Raw genomic sequence first — 13,096 nt, forward strand, 5'->3', positions numbered from 1 at the left:
CACTCATGGTGGATTGCCTGTCCGCTGACCGCCGCAGGCGGCGATCAGGCAGGTGCGGGAGCCGACTCCGTACCGCCGGGGAGTACCCGATGAAGGATGTCGGTGATGGTGACCACGCCCGCGAAGCGGTCGCCCTCCATCACCACTGCCAACTGCTCGCTCGTGCTGCGCATCCGCGCCAGCGCCTCGTGTACCGGGGTTGTAGTGGCCAGGGTGAGTGGTTCCCGGGCCAACTCGGCTGCGGGCCTGTCCTGAGGATCGAGCAGCGTGTCCCGCACGTGCACCACCCGGGGCGTGCCCGCGTCTCCATCGTAGACGAGGACCCGCAGGTGCCCGGTACGCACCGAGGCCTCGCGCACGTCCGCCACGGTCGCCTCGGGTGGGACGGCCGTGGGGATTGCGCCGGGCTTGAGGAGTGCCTGCACCTCCAGCGACTCCAGTTCGATCGCACGGGAGATCTGGCTGCGGAAGGATGGCTCGATAGCTCCCACATCCGCCGAATGCTCGACCAGGTGGCGGATCGTGGCGGCGTCCTGCCCGCCGACTGCGGCCTGGTTCACCGGTGTCACACCCGCCGCCGAGACGAGGCGGTTGGCGATCGCGTTGATCCACATCAGCAGCGGGCGGAACACCCACACGAAGGCCCGGGTCGGGAGGGCGATCGCCGTGGCGGAACCTTCCGGGTGCGCGATGGCCCAGGACTTCGGTGCCATCTCTCCCACCACGAGGTGCAGGAAGGTCACGACCAGCAGTGACAACGCGAAGGCGACCGTATCCGCCGTCCAGGTCGGCATACCCCACGCCTCGAACAGCGGGGTCATCCAGTGGTGGACTGCGGGTTTGGTGACGGCACCCAAGGCGAACGTGCAGGCGGTGATCCCCAGCTGGGCACCGGCGAGCATGACGGTCAGCTCGTTCACCGACCGGAGCGCCGCTCGCGCCGAACGGCTCGTGACCGCGGCCTCTTCCAGCCGGTGGCGGCGTGCACCCAGCAGTGAGAACTCGACGATCACGAACAGCGCGCTGAAGGCGATGATCGCGATCGTGACCAGGGCAACGATGAGGGGATTCTCCATCAGGACCCGGCCTCCTCGACCTCGGAACGATCATGAAGGTGCAGCTGCAGACGCACCGTCGACGGCACGTGTCGTTCGATCTCGAGCACCTGCGCCGTCAACGCGTGCTGGTCCGGTTCGTCGTCGGCCAGGTCGGCCGGGTCGATTGGAAGCACGACCTCCACGGACTCACCTGGTTCCAGCAGCTGGCCGTGCACGTCCAGCAGCAGTCCGGCGATCGTCTCGTAGTCGCCGCGTGGCAGGTCGTGGCCGATGGTGCGCTCGACCTCGTCGATGTGCACGTCACCGTCGAGCACCCAGCAGTCCTCGGACTCGATGCGGATCGTGGCCGGCTGCTCGTGATCGTGCTCATCGGTGACCTCGCCGATGAGCTCCTCGGCCATGTCCTCCACGGTGAGGATGCCGGTGAATCCCCCGTACTCGTCGATCACGCACGCCAGCTCGTTCTTGGATCGGGTGAGTTCCGTGAGCGCGTCGGGCAGCATCATCGCGGTGGGGATCACCACGGGTTCGCGCATGAGGTTGGTGACCGGCGACTCGTCGGGCAGATCGGTGGCGAGCAGGTCGCTGAGCTGGACGACGCCGACCGCCTGGTCGCGATCGTCGACGACCGGGTAGCGGGTGTGGGCTTCGGCCATGCGCTCGCGCAGTTCGGCGAGCGTCAGATGGGCGGGCACGGCGGCGACCCGCGAGCGGGGGATCATGGCGTGTTCGACGTCCTGGTCGGGGAAGTCGAGAATCCGGTCGAGCAGGATCGACAGCTCCTCCGGCAGGTGACCGCTCTCGCGGGAGTCGGCCACGATGTGCTCCAGGTCGTTCGGGGTGGCCGAGGAGTCGACATCGTGCACCGGCTCGATCCGGAACAGCCGCAGCAGGCCGTTCGCGGCATGGTCGAAGACGGTGATCAGCCACCCGAAGACGGCCAGGTAGATCGTCGTGGACCGCGCCAGCGCGAGCGCGAGCGGTTCCGCGTTGGCGATCGCGAGGTTCTTCGGGAACAGCTCACCGAAGATCATCTGCACCACGGTGGAGATCGCCAACGCGCCGATGGTGCCGATGGAGATCCCGACGGCGGCCGGTACCCCGACCCCGCCCAGCAGCTCACCCAGGGCGGTGCCCACCAACGGCTCGGCCACGTAGCCGATGAGCAGGCCGGTGACCGTGATGCCCAACTGCGCACCGGAGAGCATGAACGACGTGCGCCGGGTGATGGTCAGTGCCCGGCCCGCGGCTGCGTCCCCGGCCTCGGCGCGTGCCCCGAGCCGGGAACGGTCCACCGACATGTAGGCGAACTCCTGAGCCACGAAGTAGCCGTTCGCAGCGATGATCGCCAGGATCACCAGGATCCCCAGCAGGAGCGTCAGGACGGTCATGAATCCGCCCCGATCATGGACGGGGCAGTCAGGGTCGGTATGTGACAGGGGTCGGCCGGATCGGCCGAGGGACTGTCGTACTCCATCGGAGGTGGGGCCTTTCGTGGGTCGTGGAGAAACCATCTTGCGTGATGGCGGCCTCGTTCGTCCAGCACGTACCTCCGGCTACGCTCGTGGCGTGCGCGACGGCCAGCGTCAGCATGCCCGTGCCCTCGAGCAGATCGAACATGGCAGGTATTGCACAGGCCGGTCCCTCTACCGTCTCGCCCATGATGATCGAACCGCAACAGGTCCACTCAGAACCCTTCACCGTGCTGGGCCCGTCCATTCGTACGGACGGAGCCTCCTCAGCCCGGGACATCCCGGCGTTGTGGGCCTCCGTCATGGCCGACGACACTCTCGCACGCATCCCTGGGCGCCGCAGCGGTGACATCTACGCCGTCTACACGCACCTGGAGCACGCGGCGCGCAGCCGGGACGGCTGGTTCACCTTCCTCATCGGGGTGGCCGTCGATCCCTCGACGGCCATCGACGACGGCTTCACGGTGGTCTCTGTGCCTGCGTCGCCGCGGGTGCAGTTCCCGGTGCCCGACGGCGACCCCTCACGCGTTCTGGAGGCGTGGGAGCAGGCATGGGCGCACGACGATACGCTCAAGACGTTCATCTGTGAGTACGAGCACTACGGTGCCGACGGTTCGGTATCGGTGAATCTCGGTGTGCGGTGATCGGAGGACAGCATGCCTGCTGATGGTGGCGCGAAGGGCCGTCCGGACATCCGTGGCAAGGAGGCTCATCATCTCGCGCACGAGGTGGCCGCGGCCTTCGACGCTGTGACCGATCCAGTGCGTGAGGTTCTGCTCGCCGTCCGCGAGGCTGTGTTCGCGACCGCTGCGGAACTCCCGGAGACCGGTGGTGTTCGCGAGTACCTGGCCTGGGGGCAACCCGCCTACCGTCCCCGCCGAGACGGGGTTGGCGTGGCCGTCCGGCTCGGGGAACAGGCGGGTAGGCCGGCGATGTTCGTGCACTGCCGGACAACGCTGATCAGTGACTTCCGTTCGATGGCCGGGTATCTGGAGTTCGAGGGGCGGCGGGCCGTGCTGTTCGATCCGGTGAGACCATTGCCGCTCACCGAGCTTGCCGCCATGATCGAACGAGCCCTCACGTATCACCATCGGCAGGCGGCGGTGAGTTGGCCCACGTAGAACACGGGAAGGCACCGATAGGCGACAGCGATGCAGAACCCGTGGATCGAGTACGAAGAACGGTTCGATGTGGTGCTCACCCACATCTACGATCACCTGGACGAGCCGCTCGACATGGTCCGGCTCGCGGAGGTCGCCGGGTTCTCACCGCGGCACTGGCACCGGGTCTTCGTCTCGGCGTTCGGGGAGTCGTTGCCTGCCCTGGTCAAGCGACTGCGCATCCAACTCGCGGTCTCGCTGCTGGTCTCCACGACCGCACCGATCCGTGAGATTGCCATGGAGTGCGGGTACCCGGACGTGCCCTCGTTCACCCGAGCGTTCCGAGCCACCACGGGAACCACACCGGCCGACTACCGACTCACCGGCGGGCATGCCGACCTGCGAGCTGCCCGCACGCACCACGATCCCGAGGCCTTCGCAGTCGAGATCCGGAACCTTCCCGAGATCGACTGTCTCGCCGTCCGCCACTACGGCTCGTACCTGCGGATCGACCGCGCGTTCCACGACCTACGGATCTGGCTCGCCGCCCACGGCTACGACTGGGCAGACGTCCAGATGTACGGCGTGTACCTCTCCGACCCGACGCAGGCCGCCGAGGCAGACCTGGAGTCGATGGCGTGCGTGCCCCGCCCGGCAGGATTGACCGCTGAGCTGAGGCCACTCTCCCCAGACGCTGCCCCGATCGAACCGGTGACGATCCGCCCCGGTCCCTATGCCGTCCTCGAGCACGTCGGTGCGTACGCAGACATGCCGGACACCTACGCCTGGCTCTTCGGATGCTGGGTGCCGCACACGGGCCACCGTCTCGCTGACCACCCGGTGGTTGAGCGCTATCTCTCACGACCACAGGAGCACGGACCGACTACCAACACCACCGAGCTCCTGCTCCCGCTCGAGTGGGGGCGCGGGTAAGAGCGGGTGGTGGCCTTCGGGCGATCCAGGTAGCGCTCCGGGCAGGAGTCAGGACGCTAGTAGGAAAGTGCGCGCGCCCGAGTCCTATCGCTCTGCGACTGCTCCGTCTTGGGAGGAGAGTGCGGTCGAACTGAGTGCTGGTTCAGGTTCTGATTCGGCTTCGCGTAGTCGCGGGGGTGGCGCGCTCCAGCTCTTCAGGTGCTGAACGACGTCCGCATAGAAGGTGTCGAGTAGATCGAGCACCGAGTCGATGAAGGAACCGCGGCCTCGTGCGACTTTCGTCCCCATCGGGGCAGAGTATGCGATTCGGAATGACCTGATCTCCTTCTTCGGGTCGATGACGAGGACCGAGGGATCGTCTCGAACGACACTGAGTAGCTCGGCAGCCCCTGGTCCGCGCGAGTTCGCTACGAGCGCTTCGATTCGCGTGTCTCCGGGAGCATTCTTCAATTGTCGAACGAGCCAGTTCACGCGTGTGGCCTGCCGTCCAGTACGCGGTGCGTCGATACTGATGTGCGCCGTGATCTGGCTAGCGCGTAGATCAGCGGTGAGGTGCACACTACCGACCGTTGCAGGAATCTTGACAGCGCCCGTCAGTTGGCCCGCTTCGGTCAGACTTCGAGTAAGGGCTTGGGTGCGAATCTGCGGATCGGCGCGTTCCTTTCTGCTCAGTCCTGGGACGATCTCGGTTCCCAACTGTCGCCCGAGTCGAAGGCATGCAAACCGGATCAGAGCATCGAACCGTGCGACAACATCAGGAACTGATGGGTCGGTTGCTCGTAGCGTTTGGGTGCGCACAGCGTTGCGTAGTGTCACCCAATGCTGGCCCATGTCCGAGAACTCCATCGCTCCCGACCGCGGGTGTTCGAGGTAGCGGATGAGTTCTCTGAGGATCCAGGCCTGTTCAGGGTCTGAGATGCCCTTGTGCTCGGCCTGCATCACTGCGGTGGAGAGGACGTAGGACCATGATCGGTGGTGGAGATCCACCTTCCGCAGTTTCCGTCCGTCAACCTTGGTCGGGTGCACACCGAACATCGGGGGTATCTCGTTCGAGATGGTGAGCAGAGCGTCGAAACGATGCTCGCGAGCGAGGTCGAGATATGCTTCGAGCTGTTCTGCGGCGAGTTCATTCTTTCCGGTTTTGACTTCGACGAGAGCCGTCCAGGTGGCCTTTCCTCGGCTCACGCGGATGAGGCCGTCCGGATAGATCTTCCTGTCTCCAATGTCGAAAGGTACTTCGATATAGGTTTCGACGTTTCCCGCCGGCGCACCCAGCGGCTTGAGTAGCGTCAGACCGAACTCCTTGACGATCGACATCACGGCTAGAAGGGCCGATGTTGCTCGTCGTTCTTGCTCATCTGCGCCTGAGATGCCCGATGTCGGAATCAAGCGGGCTTCGTGCCAACTCTCGGTCGCGTCTTCGTCAACCATAGGAACCCCCGTCGCGTTCGATGCTGGGACCCTACCGGTTTGACGATCGTCTGTCGCGGGTTGTCGTGCGCTGAGCGCTGGGTTCCTCGGCGTTCGAGGCCTCGATGCCGAGGAACCCAGCGTTCGGCCGGGGGACGGGCCGGTTGCGAGGAGATCAGTTCCGGTGGGCGTTGCCCCGGCAGGAGTTGTCCGCCACGACCTCGCCGTCGGCGGTCAGCTCCAGGGTCACGACGTCGTCGTAAACGCGCCGCTCGGTGCCGGTGACGTTGTACTCGGCGTCCATCAACGGGAACAGGTAGACCGGGGTCAGGGTCAGCTCGGACCCGCACCGGGTGCGCTGCAGATCCATCTGCAGGTGGCCGTAGTGGAGGCCACCGTCGACGAGCTGTGGGTTGCCGTTGGCGTCGTTCTCCCACAACTCTGGTTCGTCGACCGAGGCCGACCACTCGGAATGGGTGTTGAAGCGGATCGGCTCGTAGCTGCCGGCCTCGGTCTCGTACAACTGCTCACCGCGAAGTCCATCGGCGGCCACGCCCACGTCGTACACCTGGATGCCGACGCCATCTCCGTCGGAGTCGACGAAGGACCGCTCGAACATCTCGTCGTGTCCGCTGATCACGGCGGCCACCCCGTACTCCTCGAACATCGGGGTGTAGGCCCGCATCGCGACGCCGGACTGGTTGTCCGCGAACTCGTGGTTGGGCGGGGTGCCGTGCACACCGCTGGAGTAGGCGGCGTGGTGGAACTGCACGATCACCACCTGACCCTGCGCACGCGCCTCGGCCAGCTGAGCCTCGGCCCACTCCCACTGCGCGCTGCCCTCACCCAGGTCCGGCAGGTCCGACTCGCTCGCGTCGGCGCCGTAGACGTCGGCGAACGCCTCGCCGTACTCCTCGGCGGTGAACGATCCCTGCGTGTCGGTCGACATGCGCTCGGGAGTCAGATTGGTGTCGTCGCCGGAGAACACCTCACCGGAGAGCGTGCCGGTGGCCGTGTTCTCGTCGGGCAGGCCGTTGGTGGAGTCGAGGGTGAGGATCGTGACCGGGCCGTGGTCGAGCCGGTAGTAGGAGTCCCGGACCTGCGGGTTCGCCGGGTCGCCCGGTGTGACCATGTAGTCGAGGTACCGGTTGCGGGAGACCACCACCGGTGTGCGGTCCTCCGGCGTGCCGTATCCACCACTGATGCTGGCGTAGGTCTCCCAGTTGCCCAGCGCCGTCACGAGGGGAACGTTGGAGGCGAGATCACTGGAGTCGCCGGCAAAGTGCCGCCAGAACTCGTCCCAAGCCGGCTGGTAGCCCGAACCTTGCACCAGGTCGCCGGCGATCAGCATCAGGTCCGGGTCCTGCTCGGCGATGGTGGCGATGTTGGCGTCGAGGGCGTCGGCCTGGTTCATCGGATAGCGCACTAGCTCCTCGCCGTAGCGCACGGCGGTTCCGTAGCGCTCAGCCCACAGGGAGTCGATGGCTGGGCGGTCGGCTGACCCGTCGGCGAGTCCGGCCCAGGCTGTCTCCCACTCGCGGTGCTCGCTCCGTCCCGCCGGCTCGGTCTCGGTGTCCGAGAAGGCCATCAGCCGCACGTGGTTCCACCGGTCAGCGTCGGGAGCCGTGGTGAACGTGGCACTGTGCTCCACGCCGTCCTGGTCGACGGTGTACCGGTAGGTCTTGCCCGCCATCAGCCCGTCGATCTCGACCACGTGCTGGTAGTTGTTGTCCGAGAACAGCCACGAGCCCTGGTCGAGTCCGTCGATGCCTTGCGCGAGCTCAGCATCGGAGTACTCCATCAGGTCCAGGTACTGCGGGTCGCTGGTGAAGGTCTCCCGTCCGATACCGGGGCCGTTGACGGTCACCGTGCCGGAGGTCTCCAGCTCGCTGATCCACACGAGTGTCATGGCCTCCGACGACGGCGCCTGCAGATAGGGCAGTACGCGGAAGCCTGGCTGTGGTTCCACCGGTGAACTACCGGTGGAGGGCAGTGGGGTCATGGGCTGCGTCCCGCCGGGCGGAGCGGCGACCGCCGGCGCGGCCAGGGCAGTGGTAGCGGACAGAGCGAGCAGGATCGGGGCGATCTTTCGGCGCATGAGTGACTCCCGGGTAGTGCGCGTACCAGTCGTCGGAGCACGACGTGAGACCACTATGGCGCAGAGATGATCATCCCGGGTAGGGGTGAATCGGAACCGATGGCGGGCTTCCGCGGCGAGCGTTGCATAGCTAGCATGACCCGGACGGGGCATGCGGAGGGGGAGCGATGATGACGGTGACCTGGCGGCGGTCGATGGCGGCTGTGGCAGTTGCGGGTGCGATGACGGCCGGGTGCGCCAGCACGCCGCCGATGGTGCAGCCCGTGACCGACGTCCCGACAGCACCGAGCAGCGACGCGCCGGCTGAGCCAACGAGCGTGGACGACGAGTCGAGCGAAGGCGCCGGTTCGCAGGCTTCGGAGACTGCCGGGGGAGCGGGCCAGGTGGCGGAGCTGGTGACTCCCGCCGCGGATTTCGATCCGTGCAGTGTGCTCTCGGCCGCTGACGTGAGTGAAGCCATCGGGATCGACGTCCCGCAGGGCGAGTCCCATGAGGTGATGGGGACCTACCAGTGCAGGTTCACCGACTCCGAGGATTCGGGAGTCTCGGTGCAGTGGGTGCCATTCGCAGGAGGCTTCGACGGAGCCCTCACCGTGCTCGAGAACACCTTCGACATCACTGGCGACGTGGAGCCGGTAGACATCGCCGGAGCCGGTGACGCCGTGAGAGTCCCCATCGCCTTCGGTCCGGCGATCGGTGAGGTGGTCTACGCCCGTGTCCAGGGCGGCTACTTCCAAGTCATGACGTTGACCGAGACGGGCCCGACGGACGCCGTCCCGGTCACGACACTCACCCTCGAGCGCGTGCCGTAGGCCAGCGTGGATCGATACGGGGACGAACGCCCGGCGGGGCCAGGACGGTCTCCGAGGACGCTCCCTATGTCGCAGCTCGCAGACGTGGAGCTGGTTTCACCGCCAGGTGGGGGTAGGCGGCTTCTCGCCCCTGGAAGGCGAGCACGTCGGGATTGCGAATGTGGCCACCGGCGATCTCCGTCGCCCGGGTGATCGTCTCACTGGCGGCCCAGGCGCTCGGCCCTTCCATCACGGTGCGCAGGAACGGCAGCAGCGCCTCGCTGTTCTCCCAGGTGGCGGACTCCCACAGGTGGGACGGGGAGTGGTCGACGGCGTAATAGTGCACGTTGTCGCCGACGGTGAACATCGGGTCCGCGAACGATGTCGCCCGGGCCCAGCTGAATCCCATCCCCTCGTCGCAGGAAACGTCCACGACGATGCTGCCGGGTCGGAACGCGCCCAGGTCCTCCTCGCGCAGATAGGTGAGCGGGGCCAACGGGTCCTGCAGCGTGCAGTTGACCACGATGTCGCTCTCCGCCAGGAACGGGGCGAGCGGCACCCGGCCCTTCTCACTGATGACGTAGCGGGGATGGGTGGGGTCGTCGTCATGGTCGAGTTGGAGGATCCGCACCGAGGGGATCGGCGATCCGACGGCGGCGACCTCCCGGTTCGTCAGCACCCGTACGTCGTGGATGCCCTGCGCGTGCAGTGCGGTCACGGCCCCGCGAGCCGTCGCACCGAAACCGATGACGACGGCGCGCAGCCACCTGCCGTAGTTGCCGGTGAGTCCGCGCAGTTGCAGTGCGTGCAGTATCGAGGAGTACCCCGCCAACTCATTGTTCTTGTGGAACACGTGGAGGCCGAAGCCGCCGTCGTGCTTCCAGTGGTTCATGGCCTCGAATGCGATCAGGGTGAGATTCTTGTCGATAGCCAACTGGGTGAGGCCAGCATCCTGCACGCAGTGCGGCCACCCCCACAGCACCTGGCCCTCGCGGACGTCCGCGAGGTCACTCAGTTGCGGTTTGGGCAGCACCACCACGTTCGCCGAGGCGATCACCTCGGCGCGCGGGCGCACTGCGGCCACAGACTCGGCCAAGACCTCGTCCGTGACCCCGAATCGCTCGCCGTAGCCCGACTCGAGCACGATGCGGGCGCGCAGCTCGGAGTCGATCCGCTCCAGGTGTGCGGGGTGCAGGGCGAGACGGCGTTCGTCCGTCTTGGCCGAGGTTCCGAGAACTCCGAGGGTGAGAAGGTCCGCGGCCACTCTCAGTGCTTCTTCTTGGCGACGACGCTCTCGACGGCGCTGGCGTGCTCGGCGTTCTTGGCCCGCTTGTCCGCCTTGTCGGCGCGCTTTTCCTTGAGGGACTTTCCGGCCTTCTTGGCATTGGACTTGTTGTTCATCGTGGAACTCCCTCGTCACCGGACCAAAAGGTGGTCCATGTGCTGACACTACGCCCTGGATGCGCTGGCGCCTCATTCGCCATCGGGTGGGTGAGGGTCGGCGGGATAGGCTGACCGAACCATCCCGATGAAAGGCCCGCCGTGATCAAGAAGCCTGTGCTGGCAGTGGTCGGCGTGATCGCCGTGCTGATCGGGGCGGTGTGGGCAGGTCAAGGCATCGGTCTGCTGCCCGGCAGCTCGATGACCGGGGACCCGACCTGGCTGGTGATCGGTTCCATCACGCTCGCCCTGGGCGTGGTGCTCGTGGTCCTCAGCACCCGTGGGCGTTCCTGGCGCAACCCGAACGGCCCGCCTGGACAACACTGACAGCCCTGACAGCCCTGACAGCACCGGCGTGCCGCGTGCACCTTGGCCAGTACCAGCTCAACTGATCGGGAAGTTCCCCGAGAACACGTTCTCCGGATCCCAGCGCCGCTTCAGCTCCCGCAGCCGCGGCAGATTCGTCCCGAAGGCAGCCTCCAGCAGGTCCGGCCGCGCGGTGACGTCGGCGGTGTCGAAGGAGAGATACAGCCCTTCGCCATGCCCGACCATCTCACTGTCCCAGAGCTCGTCCAGGCGTTGCTGGTTCGCCCCCATCGCACTGAGCAGGAAGTTCTGGCTGCGGTGCGGGTACGCCGTCTCCTCGGGCGCCAGGTCGTGCGAGGCGCCGCCGGTGGCGCGGATCTGCAGGAAGTAGGCGACCCCGGAGCCGGCCACCCGTGCGAACGCTTCGGCGGCCTCATGGAGATGCGTCACCAGCGTCGACCGCACTGCCGGCGAACCGCCCCCGGAGTGGTTCCGGTCCCCGACCCGCACCACCTGCGCATACGGCAGCTGATAGGCCTGATGCCCCAGTAGCGGCCCGGCGTCGGCAAGCCTCTCCAGCTGCTGTACCGCCAGCTCGGTGTCGCTGCTGGCGATCACAGTCATCAGCTGCGCCATCGCCGGCTGCCCGCGACGGGCGGGGGAGAGGATCAGGAAGCTCGTCAGCTCGCGTGGGGCGGCCTCCACGGCGGCACCCCAGCGCTGCAGCAGCCCAGCCGTATCGGTGGCATCCAGTGACATCTGGGAGAACACCACATCCCCGAGCGGCATCGGTTCGATATCCACCGAGGTGACCACCCCGAGATTGCCACCCGCGCCGCGCAGACCCCAGAACAGGTCGGCGTTCTCCTCGGGTGAGGCGTGCAGGATCTCACCGGACGCCGTCACCACCTCGGCCGCCCGCACCCGGTCGATGGTGAGCCCGAAGGCGCGCCCGAGCAGCCCCACCCCACCGGTGGTCGCCAGACCGCCCACACCCACGCCGCCGTAGTCGCCGGAACTGATCGCCAGCCCGTGCGGCGTGAGCGTCTCGGCCACCTGAGCCCACGTGGCACCGGCTCCAGCACGCACGAGCCCTGACTCCAGCACCTCCACCGAACTGAAGCTGCGAAGATCGAGCACCAGTCCGCCGTCGTTGGTGGAACGCCCGCTGATGCCGTGACCGCCCGAGCGCACCCCGAGCGGTACCTCCTGCTCACGCGCGAAGCTCAGGCCCTGCGCCACCTCCTGCGCTGTGCGGGGAAGCAGGATCAGCCCGGGTGAACCGGACCGCAGGTAGTTGTGCTGCATCCCCGCATACGCCCGGTCACCCGGCTCGACGGCGGTCGCCGCCAGTTCTGCCGGCAGCCCGTCGTAGTCGATCCCCTCGCGGCGCTTGGCCAGGGCCGCCCGTCCGCGTTGCGCGGAGGCGGGTGTGGTGCCCCGCAGGGCACGCTCCTTGCCGACGGCGTCCCTCACCGCGGGTGCGATCTGCTCGCCGAACGTCTGGATCAGTTCCGGATCGTCGCTGCCGAGGATGAAGGTGCCGATGCCGTCGGCCAGTGCGAGGGCGGTCAATTCCTCGATCCACTGTTCCACCGGTCCGTTCAAGTAGCCCTGCGAGCTGGGGGAGACGGTGCCGTTGATGTTCAGCAACCGGCGGATCTCGGCGGGGTGACGGCCGGCCTGCTCGGCGGCGGCGTCGATGGTGGCGTTGCCTCGGGCGAGGTCGCCGTCCTTCAGGTAGGCCAGTGACGGCAGCCAGCCGTCGGCCGCGGTGGCGACCAGTCGCAGCATCCGCGGCTTGTAGGCGCCGAGCCAGATCGGCACCTGAGCGCGCGGTGCCGGGCCGCGCTTGGCTCCGGTGAGGCGGTAGTGCTCACCCTCGGTGCGCAACGGGCGCGGGCTGGTGGTGTCCCACAGCTCGCGGATCACCTCGATCGCCTCGGTCAGGGCGTCGACTGCTTCGCCCGGGGTGCGGCGCGGGGTGCCGAGTGCCTCGATCGCGTCCCAGAAGGCCCCGGCGCCGAGGCCGAGCGCGGCGCGGCCACCGGAGAGTAGATCGAGCGAGGCGAGCGACTTCGCCAGTACCGCGGGAGGTCGCAGCGGCAGGTTGAGCACGTTCCCGGCAAGCGTGATGCGCTCGGTCTGGGCGGCCGCCCACGTCAGCAGCGTCCAGGTGTCGAGGAAACTCGGCTGGTAGGGGTGATCCTGAAACGTGGCCAGGTCGAGGCCCACCTGCTCGGTGAGCTGGGCCAGGGCCACCGGGCGTTGCGGATCGCCGGCCGCAGGGGTGAGGAAGGTGCCGAAAGTCAGGTCGTGGCCGTAGTCAGGCATGGGTCCTCGCGTGATGTTGAAAGTTGGACTTCATAGGGGTCAACGCGAGATCTGCATGGTTGTTCCCGCGGATCGTTGTCGGAGCGACACGACCGCCTCGCTGTGCGGCATCATGCTGCGTGGCTGCACGCATCTGTGTCGATCGCGTCAGGCC

The 13,096-nt window shown here is 67.1% G+C and carries 12 protein-coding genes; 5 read left to right on the plus strand and 7 right to left on the minus strand.

The annotated features are described in order from the left end of the window. Positions 1-44: 44 nt before the first annotated feature. Positions 45-1,076 carry a hemolysin family protein gene (locus tag FV560_RS13505; protein WP_159622074.1) on the minus strand — a complete coding sequence of 344 codons (1,032 nt, stop codon included), beginning with the start codon at positions 1,074-1,076 and terminating at the stop codon, positions 45-47. Beyond that, a complete protein-coding gene (locus tag FV560_RS13510; RefSeq protein ID WP_159622075.1) occupies positions 1,076-2,449 on the minus strand; it encodes a hemolysin family protein in 1,374 nt (457 codons plus the stop codon). Before FV560_RS13510 ends, FV560_RS13505 begins: the two co-directional genes overlap by 1 nt. 269 nt (positions 2,450-2,718) lie before the next feature. Here FV560_RS13510 and FV560_RS13515 point away from each other — a divergent pair, with 269 nt between their 5' ends. Genes FV560_RS13515 through FV560_RS13525 form a run of 3 tightly spaced genes read left to right on the plus strand, consistent with a single transcriptional unit; the run spans position 2,719 to position 4,563 of the window. Further along, positions 2,719-3,174 carry a GyrI-like domain-containing protein gene (locus tag FV560_RS13515; RefSeq protein ID WP_159622076.1) on the plus strand — a complete coding sequence of 152 codons (456 nt, stop codon included), beginning with the start codon at positions 2,719-2,721 and terminating at the stop codon, positions 3,172-3,174. Between the two features lie 12 nt (positions 3,175-3,186). Then, a complete protein-coding gene (locus FV560_RS13520; RefSeq protein ID WP_159622077.1) occupies positions 3,187-3,651 on the plus strand; it encodes a DUF1801 domain-containing protein in 465 nt (154 codons plus the stop codon). A gap of 30 nt (positions 3,652-3,681) precedes the next feature. Further along, positions 3,682-4,563: an AraC family transcriptional regulator gene (locus tag FV560_RS13525; protein WP_159622078.1), complete on the plus strand. Its 882-nt coding sequence runs from the start codon at positions 3,682-3,684 to the stop codon at positions 4,561-4,563. 84 nt (positions 4,564-4,647) lie between these two features. Here the strand turns inward: FV560_RS13525 and FV560_RS13530 are convergent, their stop codons facing one another. Both FV560_RS13530 and FV560_RS13535 read right to left on the minus strand, forming a co-directional pair. Beyond that, the gene (locus tag FV560_RS13530; RefSeq protein ID WP_235020121.1) at positions 4,648-5,994 is read right to left on the minus strand and encodes a hypothetical protein; all 1,347 of its coding nucleotides are present in this window, start codon (positions 5,992-5,994) and stop codon (positions 4,648-4,650) included. A 154-nt stretch (positions 5,995-6,148) separates the two neighbouring features. Further along, the gene (locus tag FV560_RS13535) at positions 6,149-8,071 is read right to left on the minus strand and encodes a metallophosphoesterase family protein (RefSeq protein WP_235020122.1); all 1,923 of its coding nucleotides are present in this window, start codon (positions 8,069-8,071) and stop codon (positions 6,149-6,151) included. Positions 8,072-8,241: 170 nt separating this feature from the next. Between FV560_RS13535 and FV560_RS13540 the strand changes: the two genes are divergently transcribed. Next, complete coding sequence (locus FV560_RS13540) at positions 8,242-8,883, plus strand: hypothetical protein (protein WP_159622079.1); 642 nt, start codon at positions 8,242-8,244, stop codon at positions 8,881-8,883. 64 nt (positions 8,884-8,947) lie between these two features. On the opposite strand, the gene FV560_RS13545 is transcribed toward FV560_RS13540, so the two are convergent. Then, a complete protein-coding gene (locus FV560_RS13545) occupies positions 8,948-10,126 on the minus strand; it encodes a N(5)-(carboxyethyl)ornithine synthase (RefSeq protein ID WP_420853373.1) in 1,179 nt (392 codons plus the stop codon). A gap of 2 nt (positions 10,127-10,128) precedes the next feature. Next, positions 10,129-10,263, minus strand: a complete 135-nt coding sequence (locus FV560_RS20560) for a hypothetical protein (RefSeq protein WP_275401904.1) — start codon at positions 10,261-10,263, stop codon at positions 10,129-10,131. 141 nt (positions 10,264-10,404) lie between these two features. On the opposite strand from FV560_RS20560, the gene FV560_RS13550 reads away from it, so the two are divergent. Beyond that, the gene (locus FV560_RS13550) at positions 10,405-10,629 is read left to right on the plus strand and encodes a hypothetical protein (RefSeq protein ID WP_200837677.1); all 225 of its coding nucleotides are present in this window, start codon (positions 10,405-10,407) and stop codon (positions 10,627-10,629) included. Positions 10,630-10,686: 57 nt separating this feature from the next. On the opposite strand, the gene FV560_RS13555 is transcribed toward FV560_RS13550, so the two are convergent. Beyond that, the gene (locus tag FV560_RS13555) at positions 10,687-12,942 is read right to left on the minus strand and encodes an LLM class flavin-dependent oxidoreductase (RefSeq protein ID WP_159622080.1); all 2,256 of its coding nucleotides are present in this window, start codon (positions 12,940-12,942) and stop codon (positions 10,687-10,689) included. Positions 12,943-13,096: the final 154 nt, after the last annotated feature.

It is taken from the genome of Ruania rhizosphaerae, from assembly GCF_009805705.1.
Lineage (GTDB): Bacteria > Actinomycetota > Actinomycetes > Actinomycetales > Beutenbergiaceae > Ruania > Ruania rhizosphaerae.